A 19,037-nucleotide genomic window follows, 5' to 3' on the forward strand; every position below is an offset into this window, starting at 1 on the left:
CATGGACATCGCCACCATCCCCGGGCATGTCCGCGCCGCGATGCGCTACTTCCCGCTTATCGGACGGCCACGCCCCGCCTGCCCCGCTCTCACCGAACGCGTCACCGCAGTCGCCCAAGCTGCCACCACCGCACACGCCGGCGCCGACATGAAGGAAGCCGCGAACGTCCTCAACATGGCAGCGCTGATCGCCAGCGACTGCGGACTGCCCGACCTGGCCACACGCTGGTGCTGGCAGCACATCAACGCCTACCTACGGCCCGGACCGCTCACCACCCTGCACGCCGGCTATCTCCTCGAGCCCGTGCTCAACCTGGTCCGCCTGCGCATCCGCGCCGACGCCGGCCGCCCCGCCCTCGCACTGCTGCACGCGATGTATCAGGCGATCACCACCGGCACCGACTTGACCATCGGAACCCGGACCTTGCCGCTGTCAGCACTCACCGGATCAACGGCAGGTCGTCGTGATCTCGTCCGATGGACGTGGCTGCAATATCTCAACGAAGGGATCCGCATCCACGCCCTGGCCGGCAGATGGGACGAGGCCGCACAGCACGCGAAGAACCTCAACGGCGTCGGACTGCACCTGCTCGAAGGCCGCCAAGCCGCCACGATCGGCCACCTCTTGCACGATGGCACCACGACGGCCCGTAGCTTCCTCGCCGATAGCACGCTCACCGAACCCTGGGAACATCAGGTCGACTCATGCATCGCGGTCATGTGCGCCACACCCGCCACTAGCTCCGACGCGGTGCGCGCGATGCACGACATCTACCACTCGCACGACCCCGTCCCCGGATACGAGCACTATCGGGCTCGCTGGGCCCTGAGCGCAGCCACCCTCACTGGCGAGCGCCATGGACACGAGGTCCAGCGTCTCATCGATCAGGTGACGGCCGAGACCCTCGACGCGCCTGACGGATATGCGGCGCGCGAGCTTCTTCGCCACCCCAACGCCCATCTGCCGCCGCCACAACGCGAAGAACTCGGCCGCATCGTGGCATCGGCTGGCCTGGGCGCGATGACAGTGCCCGACACGCTGCTGTCGGCGTTGACCACAGCGGTGCACGTCGCAGAACGCACGCTGGCGGCGACAATCAGATGAGCAGCAGTTTCCGGTCTACCCGCGCGAGCTCGGAGAACGGCTGTGACTGCACTCGATGACGCCTTCGATGCCGTACCGGCGCTCGCCTACACCCACCATCCGCGATGGGGAGAAACGGTACACCGCTCGGACCCTGCGGCGATCCGCCGCGACATCACCTCCTTGGAGGTACGGCCCGGCGACCGGGTCCTGGAGATCGGCACGGGCTCTGGGTACAGCAGCGCCATCCTCGCGAGCCTATGCGGACCCCACGGCCGGGTCACCAGCATCGACATCAGCGACGAGCTCATCGCCCGCGCCACGGCGATCCACCGGGAGCACGACATCCGCGGCCTCGAACTCCACGTCGCCGACGGCCTCGCCGGCTATCCGTCTGCCGCGAGCTACCACCGCATGGTGGCCTGGTGCGCGCCGCCCCGACTACCCCAGACGTGGGTAAACCAGGTGGAGGATGGTGGACGGATCGTCGCCTGCTTGCCGATCACCGCGCTGCCGTCCACCACGCTGATCGCCACCATCACCGTTCGGGATGGGCGGCCCCATCTGTTGGACGTCACCGGGGGCGGCTACGCGCAGAGCACCGCGACCGCGGTCGACGACGCGCTGACTATCCCCGGCCGCTGGGTCGACTACTGCGACCACCAGCAGGACCCGTCCTGGATCTCCATTGCCTGGCGCGACGACGACCCACAGCGCACCGGCGCCCGCGCTGCCCTCGACCGGCTTCTCCACGCCGGGCACACCAAGGCCTATCACGATATGTCGACGGCATGGCGATCGTGGACCGCGTACACGGCCGCGATCGGCGACCGGCACCTCAGCCTCGTGTCGCTACGGAACCGCATCCGCGGGATCGGACACACCACCCTCAACTCGGCCGCCGTGATCCTGGCCGACGGCACCATCATCGCCGACACCCCGCACTCCCCGTCCCTGAAAGTCCTACGGACCTGGCTGGACCGGTGGGAGACAGCCGACCGCCCGGACGCCGGCTCGTTCCCCACCACGCTCATGCCGTACCACGGGTCGGACCTCGCCGGCTGGGACCTACGCGTCAGCCTTCCCCCATTTGACGACCAATATTGACCCGGCTTCAATCGAATGCAGGTTGTGAGTAAGCCTGCCGCGACTTAGGCGGCACGAAGCGGACTCCTACGCCGCACCCAGCCCGAAGTCTGAGCTTCCCTGGAACGGCCGTGTGCCATGTGCAATCATCCAGTCTGAGAGATCCTCAACTTATTTGCGATGAGCTATGCTGCGGCCACCCGTCAGGAGGAGGTTCGATGAAGTTCCGGCCGCGAACGTTGAGCCAGCTTGGCGAGATGATCGTCGGCGATGCCGAGGAGGGCGATACCTCCTACTTCCCATATCGAAGCAGCATGTACATCACTCAGTTCTTCGAGGAGATCGATACGGAGCACCGGCACGACGGCTCCACTCGTCGGCGATGGGCCGCAGACACCGTCGCCCAGATCCTCGAGGAGCCGCACTCTGGCCCCCACATACCTCCGGACACCTTCACTCGCCTCATCCGTAGGCTCATGGACCAGGAGGACGCACTCAACGAGGAGAAGCACCGACCGAAGGCGCTTGCCCTTCTGAATGCAGCGTTGCAGCGAGAGGGATTCGAAGCGTTCTACGCCGAGGACAACCAGTGCTACCTACGGCACATCTCGACGAACACGCTGGCGATGCCCGCACCGAATCCCCATCGCCCATTCTCGCCAGCTGAGGTCGAGAAACGTGAACAGTTGATTGCGTACCTAGACGGCGCCTCTGAGGACCAGCTGATCGAAGATGTCCTGCTGCCGCTATATCGCCAGCTCGGGTTCCATCGAATCACCGCAGCTGGCCACCGAGACAAGCAGCTGGAGTATGGCAAGGACGTCTGGATGAAGTACACGTTGCCGACCCAGCACGTCCTCTATTTCGGCATCCAAGCCAAGCGGGACAAGTTGGACTCGGCGGGGGTCACCAAGGCCGGCAATACCAACGTCGCAGAGATCTACAATCAGCTGCTGATGATGCTTGGACACGAGATTTTCGATCCGGAGATCGGCAAGCGCGTCCTGGTGGATCACGCCTTCATCGTGGCTGGCGGCGAAATCACGAAGGCCGCAAGAAACTGGCTCGGCAACAAGCTCGACGCCACCAAGCGCAGCCAGGTCCTCTTCATGGACCGCGAAGACATCCTGAACCTATACGTGGTGACGAACCTGCCCTTGCCAAGTGCGGCATGGCCCGCATCGGCCCGAGACTCGTGGGACGAACCGCCCTTCTAGGGTTGCGCCTCTGCATCTACCCCGATGATGACGATGCGGCGGGCTCCAACCAGGTGAGCCGCGTTGCTCTCGACCTATAACCTGCAACTTCTCGTGGCGGGGACAAAACTTGAACCTGCGACCTCTGGCCATGAGCACGAGATACGTTCAATCCATATCATCGGGCGCCTTGGATCCGCTTCCGCCCTTCCTCCGCACTGGCGGCCGCTTGCGCGTTTCAGCACTCCCACTCGACTCTAAGTCAGCAGAGGGAGAAGCCTCGGGATACGGCAACCTGAGCGTACTCAATGTCAGAGGGGGGATCCCCATTCGAGCCGTCAAATTCTGAGCAAACTCTCGAGCATAAGGATAGACCGCAAGCGTTCCAGCGGTCTTGGCGTAGGCTTCGAGTTCATCGCTCGTCGGAACTGGTTTACCTGAAGGCACTTCCAGGCTATAAAGAGCAGCAAGCTTGAATTCAAGCATCGCGACCTGCTTAGAGCCCTCTTCGTCGCCGCTAGGCTCATCCTCACCCTCTTCGATCTTAACGGCATAGTCAACGTCAAGAACGAAGAAGTCGTCTCCAGTCTCATACCGAACAACAGGAGTCATCTCAAGGTCCCACGACATGGTGCCAACCTGAGGAAAATGATCGAACTCAACCACTGCCCTAAAAAGGCGAATGTCCCGCAGGTCAGCCATTGCAGCAACCCGCGCCGCGCGCCTCTGGGCGGCACCGAGATCCTCGTTATCAGTCATCTTGCAAGATGAAAAGAGGTCCGAGATTCATCCATGCGAGCCACAGGGGCCGCACTGGAATGCTCTCGCCAACTGCGGACAGAGGGGCGCAGAGGCTGCGCCGGCTCACCCGCCCTAATCCGTGCAACGCCCTTCGGACGCGAGTAGAACCACATCTCGCACCAAGGCGAGTCGTGCGGGAGGTCTACCGTGAGAAGAATCCTGGCCGTCACAGCCCGCGCATAACGCTGCATAGTCGACAGGTGCGGATCAACAACACCATTCTCAATATCAGAGATTGCGGACTGTGTAGTCTGCATGCGCTCAGCAACCACTCGCTGGGAAATCTTGAGACTCTTACGGATCTGGATCAGCTGATCAAGCAGAGCCTGGCGAGCCTGCACATCTTCGAGAGCGCCAACGAACCCCGGGTTCCGATTCGCGGCCTCACTCAGCAGGTCGGCCAGCTCATCGAAGTCATCCTCACGGTCCCGCATAAACCCTCACACCCTTGAGGTTGGACATCCTCGAACGTCACCCGGCCGTACCGCCTCCCACCCGGAGAGCAAGCAGTGACTCAGGTTCACTCGCCACCACCGCGATAACGACCTCAGCGCTTATCGGTTACGACCGATCGTAGCGCGTCAGGAGCGAGCATGGTAGCCAAATCTCGAAGGAGTACGCTAGTCGACACCCTGCGCTCGCCAGGACGCCATTCGCCTCCGTGCTGTCGATTTGTCCGTTTTAGACATTTTGCGCTGGTTTTTATAGGTGCAAACGACAACAATTACGTATTTCGGACCATCTTTAAAAAAATATGCCCGAAACGGATTGGTTCCCACCTGAACACGAAATTCCCAGAGATCAGTATCCTTGACTGGCTCAACCTCACCAGCACGCTCGCGCCCATTCTCATATCGAGTAAATAGATCATGAAGCGCCGCCTGCCCGGCCTCAGGGAGGCTGAGGAACTCATCCCGAGCCACGCGCTTACCCATTGCCGAGTGATAAAATCGAACTCGACGAATCCTGGGACGCTCGGACATCCGGGGCGACTCCCTTCGGGCGGTCCAGCGCAAGGCTCGCGGCACCTGGAACTCGACCGCACGGCTGAGTCCATCTTATACGGCCGATCATCGCAAGTCACTCCACATTGACTCGCGCAAAAGATCGACTACGTCGGCCGAGTGCCGCCGTTGCTACGCTTGGAATCCACCCGCTAGAGACGGAAGTAATTCGCGAAGCGGTTCAAAATCACACTACCGTCGCATATCGGATCTATCAAGTGCGACGACAACTTCGGCAAATAGGCGAGCAAAACGGCGATGCCTAGTACGGCAGCCGCCATTCGCGAGGTGACCTCGGACCCGCAGAAACGAGGACGGCCACCACATGATCGGCCAGATTCGAACTTCCCGAATCTGCCCTCTGACCTGCAACTTGCTGCTGGGTGATACTAGGTTTGAACCAGTAGCCCCTTCCGTACCAAAGAGCACGCATGGGGCAAATCCGGCCTTTTCGGTCGGACCGCTCCAGCTAGAACCGACCCCTGTGATGCTCGGAGTGGCGTGGACTGCCTTCGCAACCACGTCGGCGACCATCTGGTCGAGCGTTTCCGCCTCAACAGGATCTTGCGGTCGGCACCACCTCATACCAGTGGCACCCACCAGATCATGATCCGGATGACTACGCGTGAAGGGACCGTCATTGAGATCCGCACGCACGGCCTGGCCACAGGGCAGGCCCTCCTGCGCAAGCAGGAGGGTCGGGTCCCATTCTGCACCTGGATGATCGTCCCGCACTTGTGGCGGCCCGGTCGTCGATGCAGGTGCAGCACGTCCTGCGTCGATAGGAGTGCATCACGGACTGTGCGTGGCGGGTGCAACCGGACTGGCGAATCCGAGGTAGGCGCGCGCCGAGGCTTGGCTTTGCATCGCCATTACCATGAGCGCCAGGTCGGCGAGATTCGTGTCGTCGGTCAGGCCTCGGCCGGGCATGAAGTCCGCCAGCGCGAGCAGCACCGTGTCCACGCGCTCGGTTGAGGCGATCGCACGTTGCGATATCGACGCGGCCCGGCCGGCCATGCCGGATCGATTGAGGACCACCTGGGCATAATTGGCCAGCCAGACCAGACAGATGCGCCGGGTGAAGAAATCGTCGAACTCACCGGCGGTCTTCCGCGGATCGCCGCCCGGTGGTCTGTTGCCGCGGGCCTCCCGCGAATGTTCCCGAACGTTGTGATCAACGAGGTGCAGGACGGTAAGCAAGCCGACGGCGTCCTGAGCGGCATCCAGCGCATCGTCGAGGGCGCAGGACTGGTTGAGCAGGCCAACCAGGCTTAAGGCGTCGCAGAGACATTCCGTGGCAAGGGTGCCCGTTTCACTGATCCTGGTCAGGGCAGGCGCCGAGATCTCCTGGCCACCGGGCTCCGGCGGCTGCCCTGTGCGGTAGGTGTCCCGCAGCTTGCGCAAGAGCATGTCACGGGCGTCGGCCGGAAGTGCCGCGACAACGACGTGGGCCAGCTCGTGGCCGACGATGAAGGAGTGCTGGATGCCGGAACGGCTCAAAAAATCGGCTTCTGCGGCCGGAGCGGGAAAGGGCGGCAGGCGTTCACGTTCGGCCGCGTACGCGCGGTACGAGGAGCGGCAGAATGCGCTGAAGCCGAACTCGCCGATGAGGTAGAAGCGTTCCGCGTAGAGGTCGTCGAACTCGCGCACCAGGTCAGGATCCTGCTGGGCGGCCATGTCGGCGATGCGGCTCCACCGATGGGTGAGTCTGAGCAGGTGTTGGTCGATGACGATATGCGGTCCGGTGACGGTGGTAAAACTGTACGGCTGTGCCCGCGGGGTGCGCACGACGGCGACTGCTGGTGGCTCGTGCCGTTGATCTTCGCCGAGAGGAATGCCGGGGCACAGGCCGGCGATCGCCGACCATATCTCCCTCCACATCTTCGCCGCAGCTCCTGTCTCGGTATCGGGTGCCCGCCGGACCACGGGCGAAGCCCATCGACTCACCACGATATGTCCACTCTGGATGGCCAGCATTTGGCCAGCATGACGATCGAAAACAACCACAGCGGGTCAATGCCAACCAATCAGTTGACATTGACCCGGCACTAGCCTTGAGCTGCTGAAATGCTGGCCCATCAGCCCTTGAGCAGCTGCCTCGACATCACGATCCGCTGGACTTGATTCGTACCCTCGTAAATCTGGGTGATCTTTGCGTCGCGCATCATGCGTTCGACGGGGTAGTCGTGGGTGTAGCCGTAGCCGCCGAGCAGCTGGACGGCGTCGGTGGTGATTTCCATGGCGGCGTCGGAGGCGAAGCACTTGGCGGCGGCGCCGAAGTAGGTGAGGTCGGCGTCGCCGCGCTCGGACTTGCCGGCGGCCACGTAGGTGAGCTGGCGGGCCGCCTCCAGCTTCATGCCCATGTCGGCGAGCATGAACTGCAGGCCCTGGAAGTCGGCGAGCGGGCGGCCGAACTGCCGCCGTTCCTTGACGTAGCCGAGCGCGAAGTCGAGTGCGCCCTGCGCGATGCCGACGGCCTGGGCCGCGATCGTCACGCGGGTGTGGTCGAGCGTGCGCATGGCGGTGCCGAAGCCGGTGCCGGGGTCGCCGATCATGCGATCGGCCGGGATGCGCACGTTGTCGAAGTAGACCTCGCGGGTCGGCGAGCCCTTGATGCCGAGTTTCTTCTCCGGTGCACCGAAAGAAACGCCATTGTCCGTTTTCTCCACGACAAAGGCGGAGATGCCCCGGGAGCGGGCGGCCGGGTCGGTCACCGCGAAGACCGTGTAGAAGTCGGAGACGCCGGCATTCGTGATCCACCGCTTGGCGCCGTTGAGCACATAGTGATCGCCGTCACGTTCGGCCCGTGTGGTCATCGACGCGGCGTCACTGCCCGCCTCCGGTTCGGAGAGGCAGTAGGAGAACATCGCCTCGCCGGCGGCGACCGGGCGGAGGTACCGCTCCTGCAGCGACACGGACGCTGCCAGCAACAACGGCATGGTGCCGAGCTTGTTGACGGCGGGGATCAGGGAGGACGAGGCGCAGGCGCGGGCCACCTCCTCGATCACGATGGCGGTCGCGAGCGCGTCCGCCCCGGCGCCGCCGAACCGCTCCGGGATGTGAGGTGCGTGAAAATCCGCGGCGCGCAGAGCGTCATAGGAAGCCACGGGGAACTCGGCCTTTTCGTCCGCTTCGGCCGCATTTGGTGCGACCTTTGCGTCACACACTGCGCGAACGGCTTCACGTACCGCATCATGATCTTCAGGCAGCTGATACGCATCGAACGATGGGATTGTCGACATTGCGGCCCTTCCCTTTGCTAGCGACCTGCGCGGATGCGAGGATACCGACCGTCATTCAGATCCTTGTTACCGACGCGTAGGAACCCTGACTATTGTCGCCTGCGCCCAAGGCCGAAACATGCTGTGAGCGGAGAAAAGGCGTGACGATCCCCTACCCCACCAGCCAGTCCGTGCAGGCGATTGCCCCGGTGACCCCGCCGTCCGGCGCGCCGCGTCCGAGGCTGACCTTCCTCGGCACTGGCTACCTCGGTGCCACCTACGCGATCTGCTTCGCGGAGCTGGGCTACGAGGTGGTGGGCTTCGATGTGGACGAGGCCAAGATCGCGAAGCTGTCCGCCGGTTCGGTGCCGTTCCACGAGCCCGGCCTGGACGAGCTGCTGCGTCGCAACCTCGCCTCCGGCCGGCTGCGGTTCACCACCGACTACGCCGAGACCGCCGAGCACGGTGACGTGCACTTCATCTGCGTGGGCACCCCGCAGCGCGCCGACGGAATGGGCGCGGACCTGTCCTACGTCGAGGCGGCCGTGAGCGGCCTCTCCCAGCACATCACGCGCAAGGCGCTGATCGTCGGCAAGTCGACCGTCCCGGTCGGCACCGCCGAGTGGATCGAGCAGCTGGTCGGCAAGCACGCCGACCCGGAGCTGGGCATCGAGGTCGCCTGGAGCCCCGAGTTCCTCCAGGAGGGCTTCGCGGTCGAGGACGTGCTGCGCCCGAACCGCATCGTGGTCGGCGTCAAGACCGAGTGGGCGAACGGCATGCTCTTCGCCGCGCACAAGGGCGTCTTCGACCTGGCCGCCACGGAGGACCGCGAGGTCCCGATGGTGGTCACCGACTTCGCCACCGCGGAGCTGGTCAAGGTCGCGGCGAACGCGTTCCTGGCCACCAAGATCTCGTTCATCAACGCGATGTCCGAGGTCTGCGAGGTCGCCGGCGCGGACGTCACGCAGCTGTCCAAGGCGATCGGCTACGACCCGCGCATCGGCAACCGCTTCCTCCAGGCCGGCGTCGGCTTCGGCGGCGGCTGCCTGCCGAAGGACATCCGCGCGTTCCAGGCGCGGGCCCAGGAGCTCGGCGCCGGTGAGGCGCTGCGCTTCCTGCACGAGGTCGACCTGATCAACCTGCGTCGCCGCACCAAGGTGCTGCAGGTGGCCGCGGACCTGCTCGGCCGCCGCTTCGGCCCGGCCGGCCCGGACCTGTCCGGCACGAAGATCGCGGTGCTCGGCGCCACCTTCAAGCCGAACTCCGACGACGTGCGCGACGCTCCGGCGCTCGCGGTGGCGGCGCTGCTGCGCAAGGCCGGCGCGGACGTGCACACCTACGACCCGCAGGGCAACGAGAACGCCGCCCGTGCGCTGCCCACGGTCACCTACGAGGACAGCATGAACGCGGCCGTGCAGGACGCGGACCTGGTCTGCGTGCTGACCGAGTGGGCCGAGTTCCGCAACGCCGACCCGGTCGCGCTCGGCGAGATCGCCAAGGGCAAGAAGGTCATCGACGGCCGGAACTGCCTGGACAACACGGCGTGGGTCGCCGCCGGCTGGGAGTACCGGGGCATGGGCCGCCCGTAACGGATCAACGCTTCACCACGGCCGGGGTTCCGCGGGAACCCCGGCCGTTTCCGTGCCCGCTCGCGTGGAAATAGATCGTCAGGGCTACCCAACACCCGGGTCGTTTCGGCATGCTTCCTATGAGGGCGATCGCGGAAGTGAACGTGGAGGGTGACGCATGGCAACCTATCCCTGCGCTTCCTGCGGCCGGCAGATCAACCCGGCGGTGCGCTGCCCCTACTGCGGACACATCAACACGTTCCAGGAGGAGATCTCCCGGATCGACGCGGCCATGGCGGAGCTGAAGCAGCGCGACATGAAGCTCGCCAAGGAGCGCGCCCAGCTCGCCGCGGACCTGAACACCGCGATGTTCCAGCGGGACACGCTGCGCGCCGCCAACACCGTGCGGGAGAAGGCGCAGGAGAAGGCCCGCACGCAGACCCGCCGCACCCGTCGCCGTGCGGCCCGGCCCGCCGCGTCGCCGCGGGCCGGCGCGCCCACCGCGGTGATGGACGAGCCGCCGCTGCCCCCGCCGCCGGGCAGCCGGCCCCGGGTGGCGCCGCTGGACGACGACGCGCCCCGGCCGGAGCACGCGGAGACCTCGTCCCGCTCCGTGCAGAACCTGATCCTCGGCCTCGCCTGGCTGGTGCTCGGCACCGCGGCCGTGGTGTTCGTCGCGGTCGCGATCGGCAACGTCGACTCGGTCGCGCGCGTCGTGGTGCTGCTGATCGCCGCGCTGGCCATGCTCGCGCTGGCGCCGGTGGTGGAGCGCCGCGGCCTCAGTTCCACCGCCGAGACCATCTCCGCGATCGGCATCCTGCTGGTCCCGCTGTTCGGCTACGCGATCCACGAGGTCCAGGCGTTCGGCGGCAGTGACGTACCCGACGGGCTGTTCCTGGGTCTGACGTTCGCGGTCACCGCCGCCGTCGCCGCGTTCTACGCCGGCATGACCTCGCTGGCCACCCCGCGGTACGCGATGATCCTCGCGCTGCAGCCGGTGCTGCCGCTGCTGCTGTCCCAGGCCGCCGGCAACAGCGCCACCGGCTGGGCGCTGATCTTCACGCTGGTCGCGGTGCTCGACCTCGCGCTGACCCGGGTGCTGCTGCGCTACGGCACGCTCGCCCCCGCCTGGCCCCGGGGCCGCACGGTCACGGTGCCGGCGCCGCGGCGGTCCGGTGAGCGCCCCGAGGGCGCCGACGAGGAGCCCGACGCGGTGCTGCACGCGGAGCCGCCGCGGCGGGCCACCGCACCGCCGTCCGGCCGCTACCTGACGGAGCTGATCTGGGCGCTGTTCGGCGTGGCGGTGGTGGTCGCGCTGCTGTTCGCCACGGTCGCGGTGCTCCGCGCGGGCACGCCGTCCGCGGCGTACCGGTCGGCCCTGGTCCTGCTGCTCGCGGCCGGTGCCGGCCTGGCCGGTGCGACCCTGCTGCGCCGTCCCGGCCTGCGTGACCTCGCGGCCGGTGCGATGACGCTCGCGGTGATCGGCGCGATCGCCCGGATCGCCGCGGTCGCGGTGCCCGGCCGCGCGCTCGTCGCGATCGCGGCCGCGGTCGCGCTGACCGGCGTCGGCGTCCGGATGCTCCCCGCGCACCTGCGCCGTGGCCCGCAGCTGGCGTCCGCGGTCGCGCTGACCGTGCTGACGCTCGTGGTGGCGATCGCCGCGATCCCGGCCGCGATCGCGCCGGTCCGCGCCGCGCTGCCGCCGTGGGGTACGGACCTGACCGCGTACTCGGCCGAGCTGGCCCGGTTCGCGAACTACCCGGACTGGCAGCTCGCGCTGAGCGCGCTGTTCATCACGATCGCGGCCGCGCTGGCGCTGCCGTCGGAGGTCCGCTACGAGAGCGCGGTCGCCGGCGTGGCCGTGACCGCGCTGACCGTGCCCGCGTCGCTGGCGCTGCCCTGGTCGGAGGCGCCGTGGCCGCTGGTGGCCGGCGCGATCGGCATCGGTCTCGCCGGGCTCGCCGCCCGGACCAGGAACGGCGCCTACGCGCACGTCATCGCGGCCGCCGTGGTCGGCATCGCCGGTGCCGGCGCCGCCGTGTCCCGCCCGTGGCTGACCGCGGCCGTGCTGACCGCGCTGGCCGGTGCGGGCGTCATGATCGCGGTCGGCTCGCAGTTGATCCCGCGGGAGCGGCTCTTCGCCTGGGTGATCGGCGACTGGGCCCGGGGCGGCGCCGCGTTCGCGTTCCCCGGCGCGGTCGCGTCCGCCGTGGCCGCGGTCTCCGCGACCGACGCCCCGTCCGACACGCTGCCGATCCTGGCCGCCAGCTTCCTCGCCGTGTCGATCACGCTCGGCTACGCCGCGATCAACCAGGTCGCGCAGCGCGCCATCAGCCTGCCGGTCACGGTCGGCGCCGGGTTGGGCGCGCTCGCGGTCGCCGCCGCGTCGTTCGGCGCCCAGCACACCTCGCCCGCGGACGTGCTGGTCGGCGCGTTGCTGCTGGTCGCGGCCGTGCTGCTGTTCCTCACCCCGCAGATAGACTCCGGCCGCCGGTCGGACATGGTGCTGGACGGCGCGGACGTGGCCGCGGCCGCCGCCACCGTCGCGGTGATCGGTGCGCTCGCCCGGGTCGGCGCGATCGCGTTCCCGGCCTCCCAGCTCGCGGTGGCCGCGCTGATGGTGCTGATCGTGGCGGCCGGTGCCTGGCTGCTGCCGGCCGACTGGCGGCGCGGCCCGACCGCCGGTGTCACGGTGGCCGGCGCGGTCGTCGCCGCGATCGCCGGATACCTCGCGATCGGTGCCGGCCTGCGCGCGCTCGCGGTCTCCGGCTCGCTCTGGGACGCGGATCTGAGCTCGTGGACCACGTCCCCGTCCACCGGCGGCGCGGAGGTGCCGATCGCGCTGCTGATGCTCGCGGGCGCGGCCGCGCTCGCGCTGAACCGGCCGCTGGCATACAACGCGGCCGCCGGCTGTGTCGCGCTCGCCACCGTCGCCGCGCCGGCCGCGCTCGGCTGGCCGTGGTGGTCGCCGATCGTGGTCGGTGGCCTCGTCGCGCTCGTCTACGGCGTCGCGTCCGTGCTGACCACCGTGCCGTCCGCCGGGTACGCCCGGTTCGCCGCCGCGGTGGTGGTCTCGCTGCACGCGGCCGCCGTCAGCGTGGTCCGGCCGTGGACCACCGCGGCCGCGCTCGCCATGATCGCGGCGATCGGCGTGCTGGTCGCCGTGCTCGCCGGCGAGCAGGGCCCGCTGGCCCGGCGGGTCCGGACCGCCCGCGCCACCGCGGGCGACCTGGAGGCCGGGCGCATCGAGCTGCCCCGGCACCTGTCCCTGATCGGCGGCGCCGGTGCCGGTGGCGCGCTGCTGGCCGCGCCGGGCGTGTTCGCCGCGATCGCCGCGCACCTCGGCCGGAACGTGGACGTGGTGCTGCTCTCCGCGCTGGCCGGGTCCGCGCTCGGGCTGGCCGTGCTGGCCACGATCGCCCGCGACATCCCGCAGTACCTGCCGTACACCTCGATCGGCATCACCGGCGGGGCCACGCTCACGGCGCTGGCCTCGCTGCCGACCGACCACCCGGCCGCGCTCTACGCCGCCGCGGCGGCGCTGCTCGGCGTGCTCGCGGAACTGCTGCGCGGCGGCACGAACCCACCCGCGCGCGTGGTCACCACGGCGCAGCGGTGGTCGCCGAGCGCGAGCGGCCGGTTCCAGGACATCTTCAGCCGGGCGATGACGGTCAGTCGCCGGTGGACGGTCAGCCCGGCGATGGGCGCGCTCTACGCGGGCGCGATCCCGGCGATCATCGCGGTGGTGCTGATCCTGCCGTACCTGGTGGCCGCGCTGGTCACGCCGTACCAGCAGCTGCAGTTGATCTGGGGCGGCCCGGTGGACGCGCTGCTCGACCCGCTGCCGGACCGGCCGCTGGACGGCACCAGCGTGCTGGCCGCGCTGCTGCTCACCGGCGTCGCCACGCTCGCGGCGCTCGGGTTCAGCGGCAACCGGCCGCTGCTGTCCGTGCCGGTGATCCTGCCCGGCCTGGCGGCCACCATCCTGATCACGCCGATCGCGCTGGACTACAACTGGCCGACCGCGACCACGGCCGCGCTCGCGGTGTTCACCATCTCGATGCTCGGCCTCGCGCTCACGCCGACGCTCTACACGGCCGCGGCGCGCCCGCTGCGCGCGTCCCGGATCCTGGTGTTCGTCATCGGCATGCTGGCCGGTGGCGCCGGGCTGGCCGGCGCGCTCGCCACCCGGCCGCTCACGCTCTTCACGCTGGGCGCCGCGGTCGGCGTCGGCCTGGTCGCCGCGCTCGGCGGGCGGATCGAGATCTCCCGCATCCTCGGCTGGCTGTTCGCCGCGATCATGGCGCAGCTGTTCGTGGTGACGCTGGTGCTCACCGCGGGCCGGGACCGTTACTGGGCCGCGTTCGGCGTGCTCGCGGTCGGCGCCGGCCTGCTGATCGCCAGCGCGATGCTGCCGCGGCTGCGCGACCCCGTGGCGGTGCGCGAGGCGTACGCGGTGGAGTGGGCCGGATATGCCGCCGCGGTGCTGGCGCTCGCGCTCGCGTTCGACTCCGCCCCGCACGTCGCCGCGCTGCTGGCCGCGTGGGGTGCGGTGCTGGGCCTGGCGTCCAGCCGGCCGCGTGCCGAGTCCGAGCGGCGGATGCTGTTCTGGATCTCGGTCGGGCTGGAGGTCGGCGCGTGGCTGCTGCTCATGGTGGTCGCGGACGTGGCGCTCCCGGAGGCGTACACGCTGCCGTTCGCCGCGCTCGCGCTGCTCATCGGCTGGCTGGAGTCGCGTCGCCGCGAGGATCTGAGCAGCTGGTACGCGTACGGGCCGGCGCTGATCGCCGCGTTCCTGCCCACGCTGGTGCTGGTGATCTCGCGGGAGACGACCGGCGTGCGGCAGGTCGGGCTGCTGCTCGGCGCGTTGCTCTGCCTGGTCGTCGGCTCCCGCTACCAGCAGCAGGCACCGCTGATCATCGGCGCGGTGGTCACCACGATCGCCACGCTGCACTTCGTCATCACGCTGGTCAGCGCGTGGCTCGTGCTGTTGCCGGTCGGCCTGCTGCTGCTCGTCCTCGGCGCCACGAACGAGAACCGGCGCCGGGCACTGGCCTTCCGCGGCAACATCGGCCGCATGCGGTAGGCCGGATCCAGGAACGACATCCTGTTCCCGCTTCCGGCGTGGCCGGGTCCCGGTGCTCCCGCGGGCACCGGTCGGCCGCGGGCGGCCTCCCTGCAAGCCGGTGGGTGGTCGGGAAATGCCCGGACGGGGTACCCGGATCGATGGTGGAACCGGCACCGGATCGACGGCCGGAGGTTTAGGGTCGGATGACCCACCCGGGTCCCGGTGTGAAGGGATGAGGCGCGATGCTCGACCAGCTCGGCGCGGATCAGGACCTCGACGCGCGCGCGGAGCGCTACGTCCGGGTCCGGGCGGCCGCGGGCGAGGCCGGGCGGCGCCGCCTGCGGGACGAGTTCATCAGCTCCGCGCTGCCCTTCGCCGGCCGCCTGGCCAGCCGCTACTACGGCCGCGGTGAACCGGCCGAGGACCTCGACCAGGTCGCCCGGATCGGTCTCATCAAGACCGTCGACCGGTACGACGCGAGCCGTGGTTCGTTCACCGCGTTCGCGGTGGTGACGATCCGGGGCGAGCTGCGCCGGCACTTCCGCGACCACACCTGGGGCGTGCGGGTGCCGCGCCGCATGCGGGACCTCGGCCTGGACCTCAACCGCGCGACCGGCATGCTCGCCGCCCGGTTCGCCCGGCCGCCCACCGACGACGAGCTGGCCGGTTTCCTGGGTGTCGGTGAGGCGGACGTGCGGGCCGCGCGCACGTCGCTCGCCGCGTACCTGCCGGTCTCGCTCAACCGGCAGCTCGGCTCCGGCGAGGAGGCCGAGTTCGGCGACCTGTTCGGCACCATCGACCCGTCGCTGGCCGCGGTCGACGACCGGGCCACGATGACCCGTCTGCTGCTGCGCATGCCGCAGCGGGACCGCCGGCTGCTGGCGCTGCGCTACTGGGGCAACCTGACCCAGACCGAGATCGCCGAGCAGTTCGGCATCTCGCAGATGCAGGTGTCCCGGCTGCTCAACCGCGCGCTCGCCTGGCTGCGGACCGCGCTGCTCACCGACACCGTGCCGCCGTGGCCGGGCGCGGCCGACGAGCCGGAGGTCCGGGTGGTGCTGTGCAGCGGTCCGGGCCGGGTCCGGCACGCCCGCGTCCACGGCGAGGTCGACCGGGACAACGCGGCGGAGCTGCGCGCCCGCCTGCTCGCCGCGCTCACCGCGGGCCGGCCGGGCGCGCTGGTGCTGGACCTCAGCGGCGTGCCGTCGATGGACGCGGCCGGCCTGAGCGTGCTGGTCGCCGTGCACACCGCCGCGCACGGCCGCGGCGTGCGGCTGCGCATCGTCGGTGCCGCCCCGCACCTGACCGGCCTGATGGCCGCGATCGGGCTGGGCTACCTGGTCCGGCCCGCCGGCCGGTGACCGGCGGCGCTCATCGGAGCCCGAGCGCGGCCCAGACCACCTTCCCGTCCGCGGCCGGCATCCAGCCCCAGTGGGTGGCGGACGCGTTGATCAGTGCGAGCCCGGACCCGGGACGAAACGGCGGGTGCAACGGTTCCGGCGGCTCCGGCGAGCCGTCCCGCACCGCCACGTAGAGGAACCGTGGCCGGAGCGTCACCCGCAACGTCATCATCGTCCCGGCGTGATCGATCACGTTCGCCACCATCTCGCCCGCGACGACCGAGGCCGGCGCGACCAGCTGAGGCAGCGTCCACCGGGTGCACGCGTCGGTGACCACGTCCCGCGCGTGCCGGGACGCCCCGCGGATCGGCAGCAGATCGTCCGTGACCATCAGCATCCCCGAGTCACCGGCGTCGAGCAGCGCCCGCGCCTCGCGCAGTCCGGCCAGCACGGTGAGCGCGCCGAACCCGCCGCCGGCCAGCAGCTCGGCCGTGGCCGGCGCCGGCGCGCAGAGCAGCACCGGAGTGCCCGGCCAGGTCGCCGCCTGCCGGACCACCGCGGTGAACACGCTCAACGCGTGCGGTTCCGGAACCCGCATCCCGGACAGGTCGACGAGCAGCGCCTCCGACTGTTCCGCGAGGCACTTGAGCAGTACGGTCCGGAGCCGGCCGGCGTCGCTCATCGTCAGGTCGCCGCACACCGTCACCACGGTGCGGCGGTCACCCGAATCGACGGTCCAAGTCAGCACGGCCGTACCTTCCGTGTGGGCTCGCTGCTGAGTACCCCGGTCCGGAGGCGGCCAACGTCCCTATTCCTCCATGACGAGGATGGCGCCGACCGGCACCCCTTCGTCGAGCATGGGACTGCACGCTACTCGTACGGTGATGACACGTCCACGCCGGTTCACCGCGTCCAGCCGCATCTCCGCCGGCTCGGGCTCGCCGCCCAGCGCCTGCCGGATCAGCGGGCGCAGCCGGTCGACCGGCAACCCGATGTCGAGGTTCAGCAGGTGCTCGCCGACCGCCTCATCCGAACGCAGGCCCCACAGGTTCTCCGCCTGCCGGTTCCAGGCGCGGATCTGCAGGCTCTGGTCGACCACCACGATGCCGGCCCGCAGGTGCGACAGGATCGCGTCCAGGAACGCGTTCGCGCCGTCCAGCTCCGCGGTGCTGCGCCGCAACCGCTCGTTGCTGTTCTGCAGCTCGTCGTTGGTGGACTGGAGCTCCTCGTTCGTCGTCTCCAGCTCCTCGTTGGTCGACTGCAGCTCCTCGTTCGTGGTCTCCAGCTCCTCGACGGTCGACTGGAGTTCCTCGTTGGTGGTCTCCAGTTCCTCGTTCGTCGACTGCAGCTCCTCGTACGCGGTCTCCAGCTCCCGGTTCGCGGTCTCCAGGTCGTCGCGCAGCCGCCGCGCCGCGGTGACGTCCTGGAAGACCAGCGCCACGCCGAGCGGCTCCGCGTCCCCGTCCTGCAGCGGCGTGACCTGCACCTCCAGGTACGTCGCGTGGTGTCGTACGTCGTCGATGTGCACGGTCCGGCGTTCCGTCAGCGCCTTCTCGATGTAGGTGCGCAGCTCCACCGGCCGGTACGACACGTCCAGGTCCTGGAACGGCCGGCCCACGTCCCGCGCGGACACGCCGAACAGCCGCTCGGCCTGCTGGTTGCTGAGCGCGACCAGCCCGTCCGCGGTGACCACGATCTGCGCGACCGGGCTGGCCAGCATCGCCGCGTTGCGCATGTGGTCGACGCCGACCGGCCCGTCCGTGCCGCGCACGATCTGGTGCTGCCCGGTCGCCGGCGCCGGGTACCCGGCCATGGCGCGCGGCAACCGCCGGAAGATCCGCTGCTTGACGTCGATCGGCAGGAACATCGCGCTCTGGTGCCGCAGTGTCTCGGCCCGGCCGAGGAACAGCGTGCACCCGTCGGCCAGCGCGAAGTGGAACCGGGCCACGATCCGCGCCTGCGTCTCCGGGGTGAAGTACATCAGCGTGTTACGGCAGGTCAGGACGTCGATCCGGGAGATCGGCGCGTCCTGGACCAGGTCGTTACGGCCGAAGATCACCGACCGTCGCAGGTCCGGCCGGAACTGGTACCGCTGCCCGGCCGGCTCGAAGTACTTCGCGGCCAGCTCCGGCGGCACGGACGCGATCGCGGTCGCGTCGTAGGTCGCGTGCCGGGCGTCGTTGAGCTTCTCCTCGTCCACGTCGGTGGCGTAGATCTTGACCCGCTGGCGCAGCGCCTCGACGCCCAGTACCTCACCGAGCAGCATCGCCAGCGTGTACGCCTCCTCACCGGACGCGCACCCGGCGCTCCACAGCCGGATCGGCGCGTCCGGGGCCTTCGCCGTCACCAGCGGCTCCAGCACCAGCCGGCGCAGGCTGTCCCACGCCTCCGGGTCCCGGAAGAACGAGGTCACGTTGATCAGGATGGTGTTGAACAGCGCGGTGAACTCGTCCGGGTGCACCTGGAGGTGGTCGACGTAGTCCGCGTACTCCGCGATCTGCAGCGTCGCCATCCGCCGGCCGACCCGGCGCATCAGGCTCGACCGCTTGTATCCGGTGAAGTCGAAGCCGCGCGCTTCCTTCAGATGGATCAGCAGCTCCTCGAACTGCCGGTCGGCCTGGTCCATGGCACGCCTCTCCGCTACCCGATGCGCAAAAGCTACCGCACCT

At 68.9% G+C, this 19,037-nt stretch carries 14 protein-coding genes; 7 read left to right on the plus strand and 7 right to left on the minus strand.

Going from position 1 to position 19,037, the window contains the following annotated elements; all coding sequences use genetic code 11:
- Position 1: 1 nt before the first annotated feature.
- From J2S44_RS14540 to J2S44_RS14550, 3 genes are all read left to right on the plus strand, one after another.
- Positions 2–1,105 carry a hypothetical protein gene (locus J2S44_RS14540; RefSeq protein WP_310413409.1) on the plus strand — a complete coding sequence of 368 codons (1,104 nt, stop codon included), beginning with the start codon at positions 2–4 and terminating at the stop codon, positions 1,103–1,105.
- Between the two features lie 42 nt (positions 1,106–1,147).
- A complete protein-coding gene (locus tag J2S44_RS14545; protein ID WP_310413412.1) occupies positions 1,148–2,191 on the plus strand; it encodes a protein-L-isoaspartate O-methyltransferase family protein in 1,044 nt (347 codons plus the stop codon).
- 197 nt (positions 2,192–2,388) lie between these two features.
- The gene (locus J2S44_RS14550; protein WP_310413416.1) at positions 2,389–3,387 is read left to right on the plus strand and encodes a hypothetical protein; all 999 of its coding nucleotides are present in this window, start codon (positions 2,389–2,391) and stop codon (positions 3,385–3,387) included.
- A gap of 147 nt (positions 3,388–3,534) precedes the next feature.
- Here J2S44_RS14550 and J2S44_RS14555 read toward each other — a convergent pair whose 3' ends face one another.
- Positions 3,535–4,125 carry a hypothetical protein gene (locus J2S44_RS14555; RefSeq protein ID WP_310413419.1) on the minus strand — a complete coding sequence of 197 codons (591 nt, stop codon included), beginning with the start codon at positions 4,123–4,125 and terminating at the stop codon, positions 3,535–3,537.
- Entirely contained in the window at positions 4,122–4,424 is a 303-nt protein-coding gene (locus J2S44_RS42910) for a helix-turn-helix domain-containing protein (RefSeq protein WP_374727981.1), read from the minus strand. The genes J2S44_RS14555 and J2S44_RS42910 overlap by 4 nt, the downstream gene beginning before the upstream one ends.
- Here J2S44_RS42910 and J2S44_RS14560 point away from each other — a divergent pair.
- The gene (locus tag J2S44_RS14560) at positions 4,368–4,619 is read left to right on the plus strand and encodes a hypothetical protein (RefSeq protein ID WP_310413421.1); all 252 of its coding nucleotides are present in this window, start codon (positions 4,368–4,370) and stop codon (positions 4,617–4,619) included. The genes J2S44_RS42910 and J2S44_RS14560 overlap by 57 nt on opposite strands.
- A gap of 168 nt (positions 4,620–4,787) precedes the next feature.
- On the opposite strand, the gene J2S44_RS14565 is transcribed toward J2S44_RS14560, so the two are convergent.
- The 3 genes from J2S44_RS14565 to J2S44_RS14575 all read right to left on the minus strand — a co-directional run bounded on the left by J2S44_RS14565 (position 4,788) and on the right by J2S44_RS14575 (position 8,413).
- A complete protein-coding gene (locus J2S44_RS14565) occupies positions 4,788–5,102 on the minus strand; it encodes a type II toxin-antitoxin system RelE/ParE family toxin (protein ID WP_310413425.1) in 315 nt (104 codons plus the stop codon).
- 861 nt (positions 5,103–5,963) lie between these two features.
- The gene (locus J2S44_RS14570) at positions 5,964–7,148 is read right to left on the minus strand and encodes a hypothetical protein (RefSeq protein WP_310413428.1); all 1,185 of its coding nucleotides are present in this window, start codon (positions 7,146–7,148) and stop codon (positions 5,964–5,966) included.
- A 101-nt stretch (positions 7,149–7,249) separates the two neighbouring features.
- Positions 7,250–8,413, minus strand: coding sequence for an acyl-CoA dehydrogenase family protein (locus tag J2S44_RS14575; RefSeq protein WP_310413431.1), 1,164 nt, complete (start codon positions 8,411–8,413; stop codon positions 7,250–7,252).
- Positions 8,414–8,553: 140 nt separating this feature from the next.
- Here J2S44_RS14575 and J2S44_RS14580 point away from each other — a divergent pair, with 140 nt between their 5' ends.
- From J2S44_RS14580 to J2S44_RS14590, 3 genes are all read left to right on the plus strand, one after another.
- Complete coding sequence (locus tag J2S44_RS14580) at positions 8,554–9,981, plus strand: UDP-glucose dehydrogenase family protein (protein ID WP_310413434.1); 1,428 nt, start codon at positions 8,554–8,556, stop codon at positions 9,979–9,981.
- A gap of 157 nt (positions 9,982–10,138) precedes the next feature.
- Entirely contained in the window at positions 10,139–15,046 is a 4,908-nt protein-coding gene (locus J2S44_RS14585) for an SCO7613 C-terminal domain-containing membrane protein (RefSeq protein WP_310413438.1), read from the plus strand.
- 224 nt (positions 15,047–15,270) lie between these two features.
- Entirely contained in the window at positions 15,271–16,389 is a 1,119-nt protein-coding gene (locus J2S44_RS14590; RefSeq protein WP_310413441.1) for a sigma-70 family RNA polymerase sigma factor, read from the plus strand.
- Between the two features lie 10 nt (positions 16,390–16,399).
- Here the strand turns inward: J2S44_RS14590 and J2S44_RS14595 are convergent, their stop codons facing one another.
- Together J2S44_RS14595 and J2S44_RS14600 are read right to left on the minus strand one after the other, a co-directional pair.
- Positions 16,400–17,116 (minus strand): STAS domain-containing protein, encoded by a 717-nt coding sequence (locus tag J2S44_RS14595; protein WP_310413444.1) that lies wholly within the window; start codon positions 17,114–17,116, stop codon positions 16,400–16,402.
- A gap of 60 nt (positions 17,117–17,176) precedes the next feature.
- Complete coding sequence (locus J2S44_RS14600) at positions 17,177–18,994, minus strand: CheR family methyltransferase (protein WP_310413447.1); 1,818 nt, start codon at positions 18,992–18,994, stop codon at positions 17,177–17,179.
- Between the last annotated feature and the right edge of the window lie 43 nt (positions 18,995–19,037).

Origin of the sequence: Catenuloplanes niger, from assembly GCF_031458255.1 — a bacterium.
In the GTDB taxonomy this organism is placed as follows: domain Bacteria; phylum Actinomycetota; class Actinomycetes; order Mycobacteriales; family Micromonosporaceae; genus Catenuloplanes; species Catenuloplanes niger.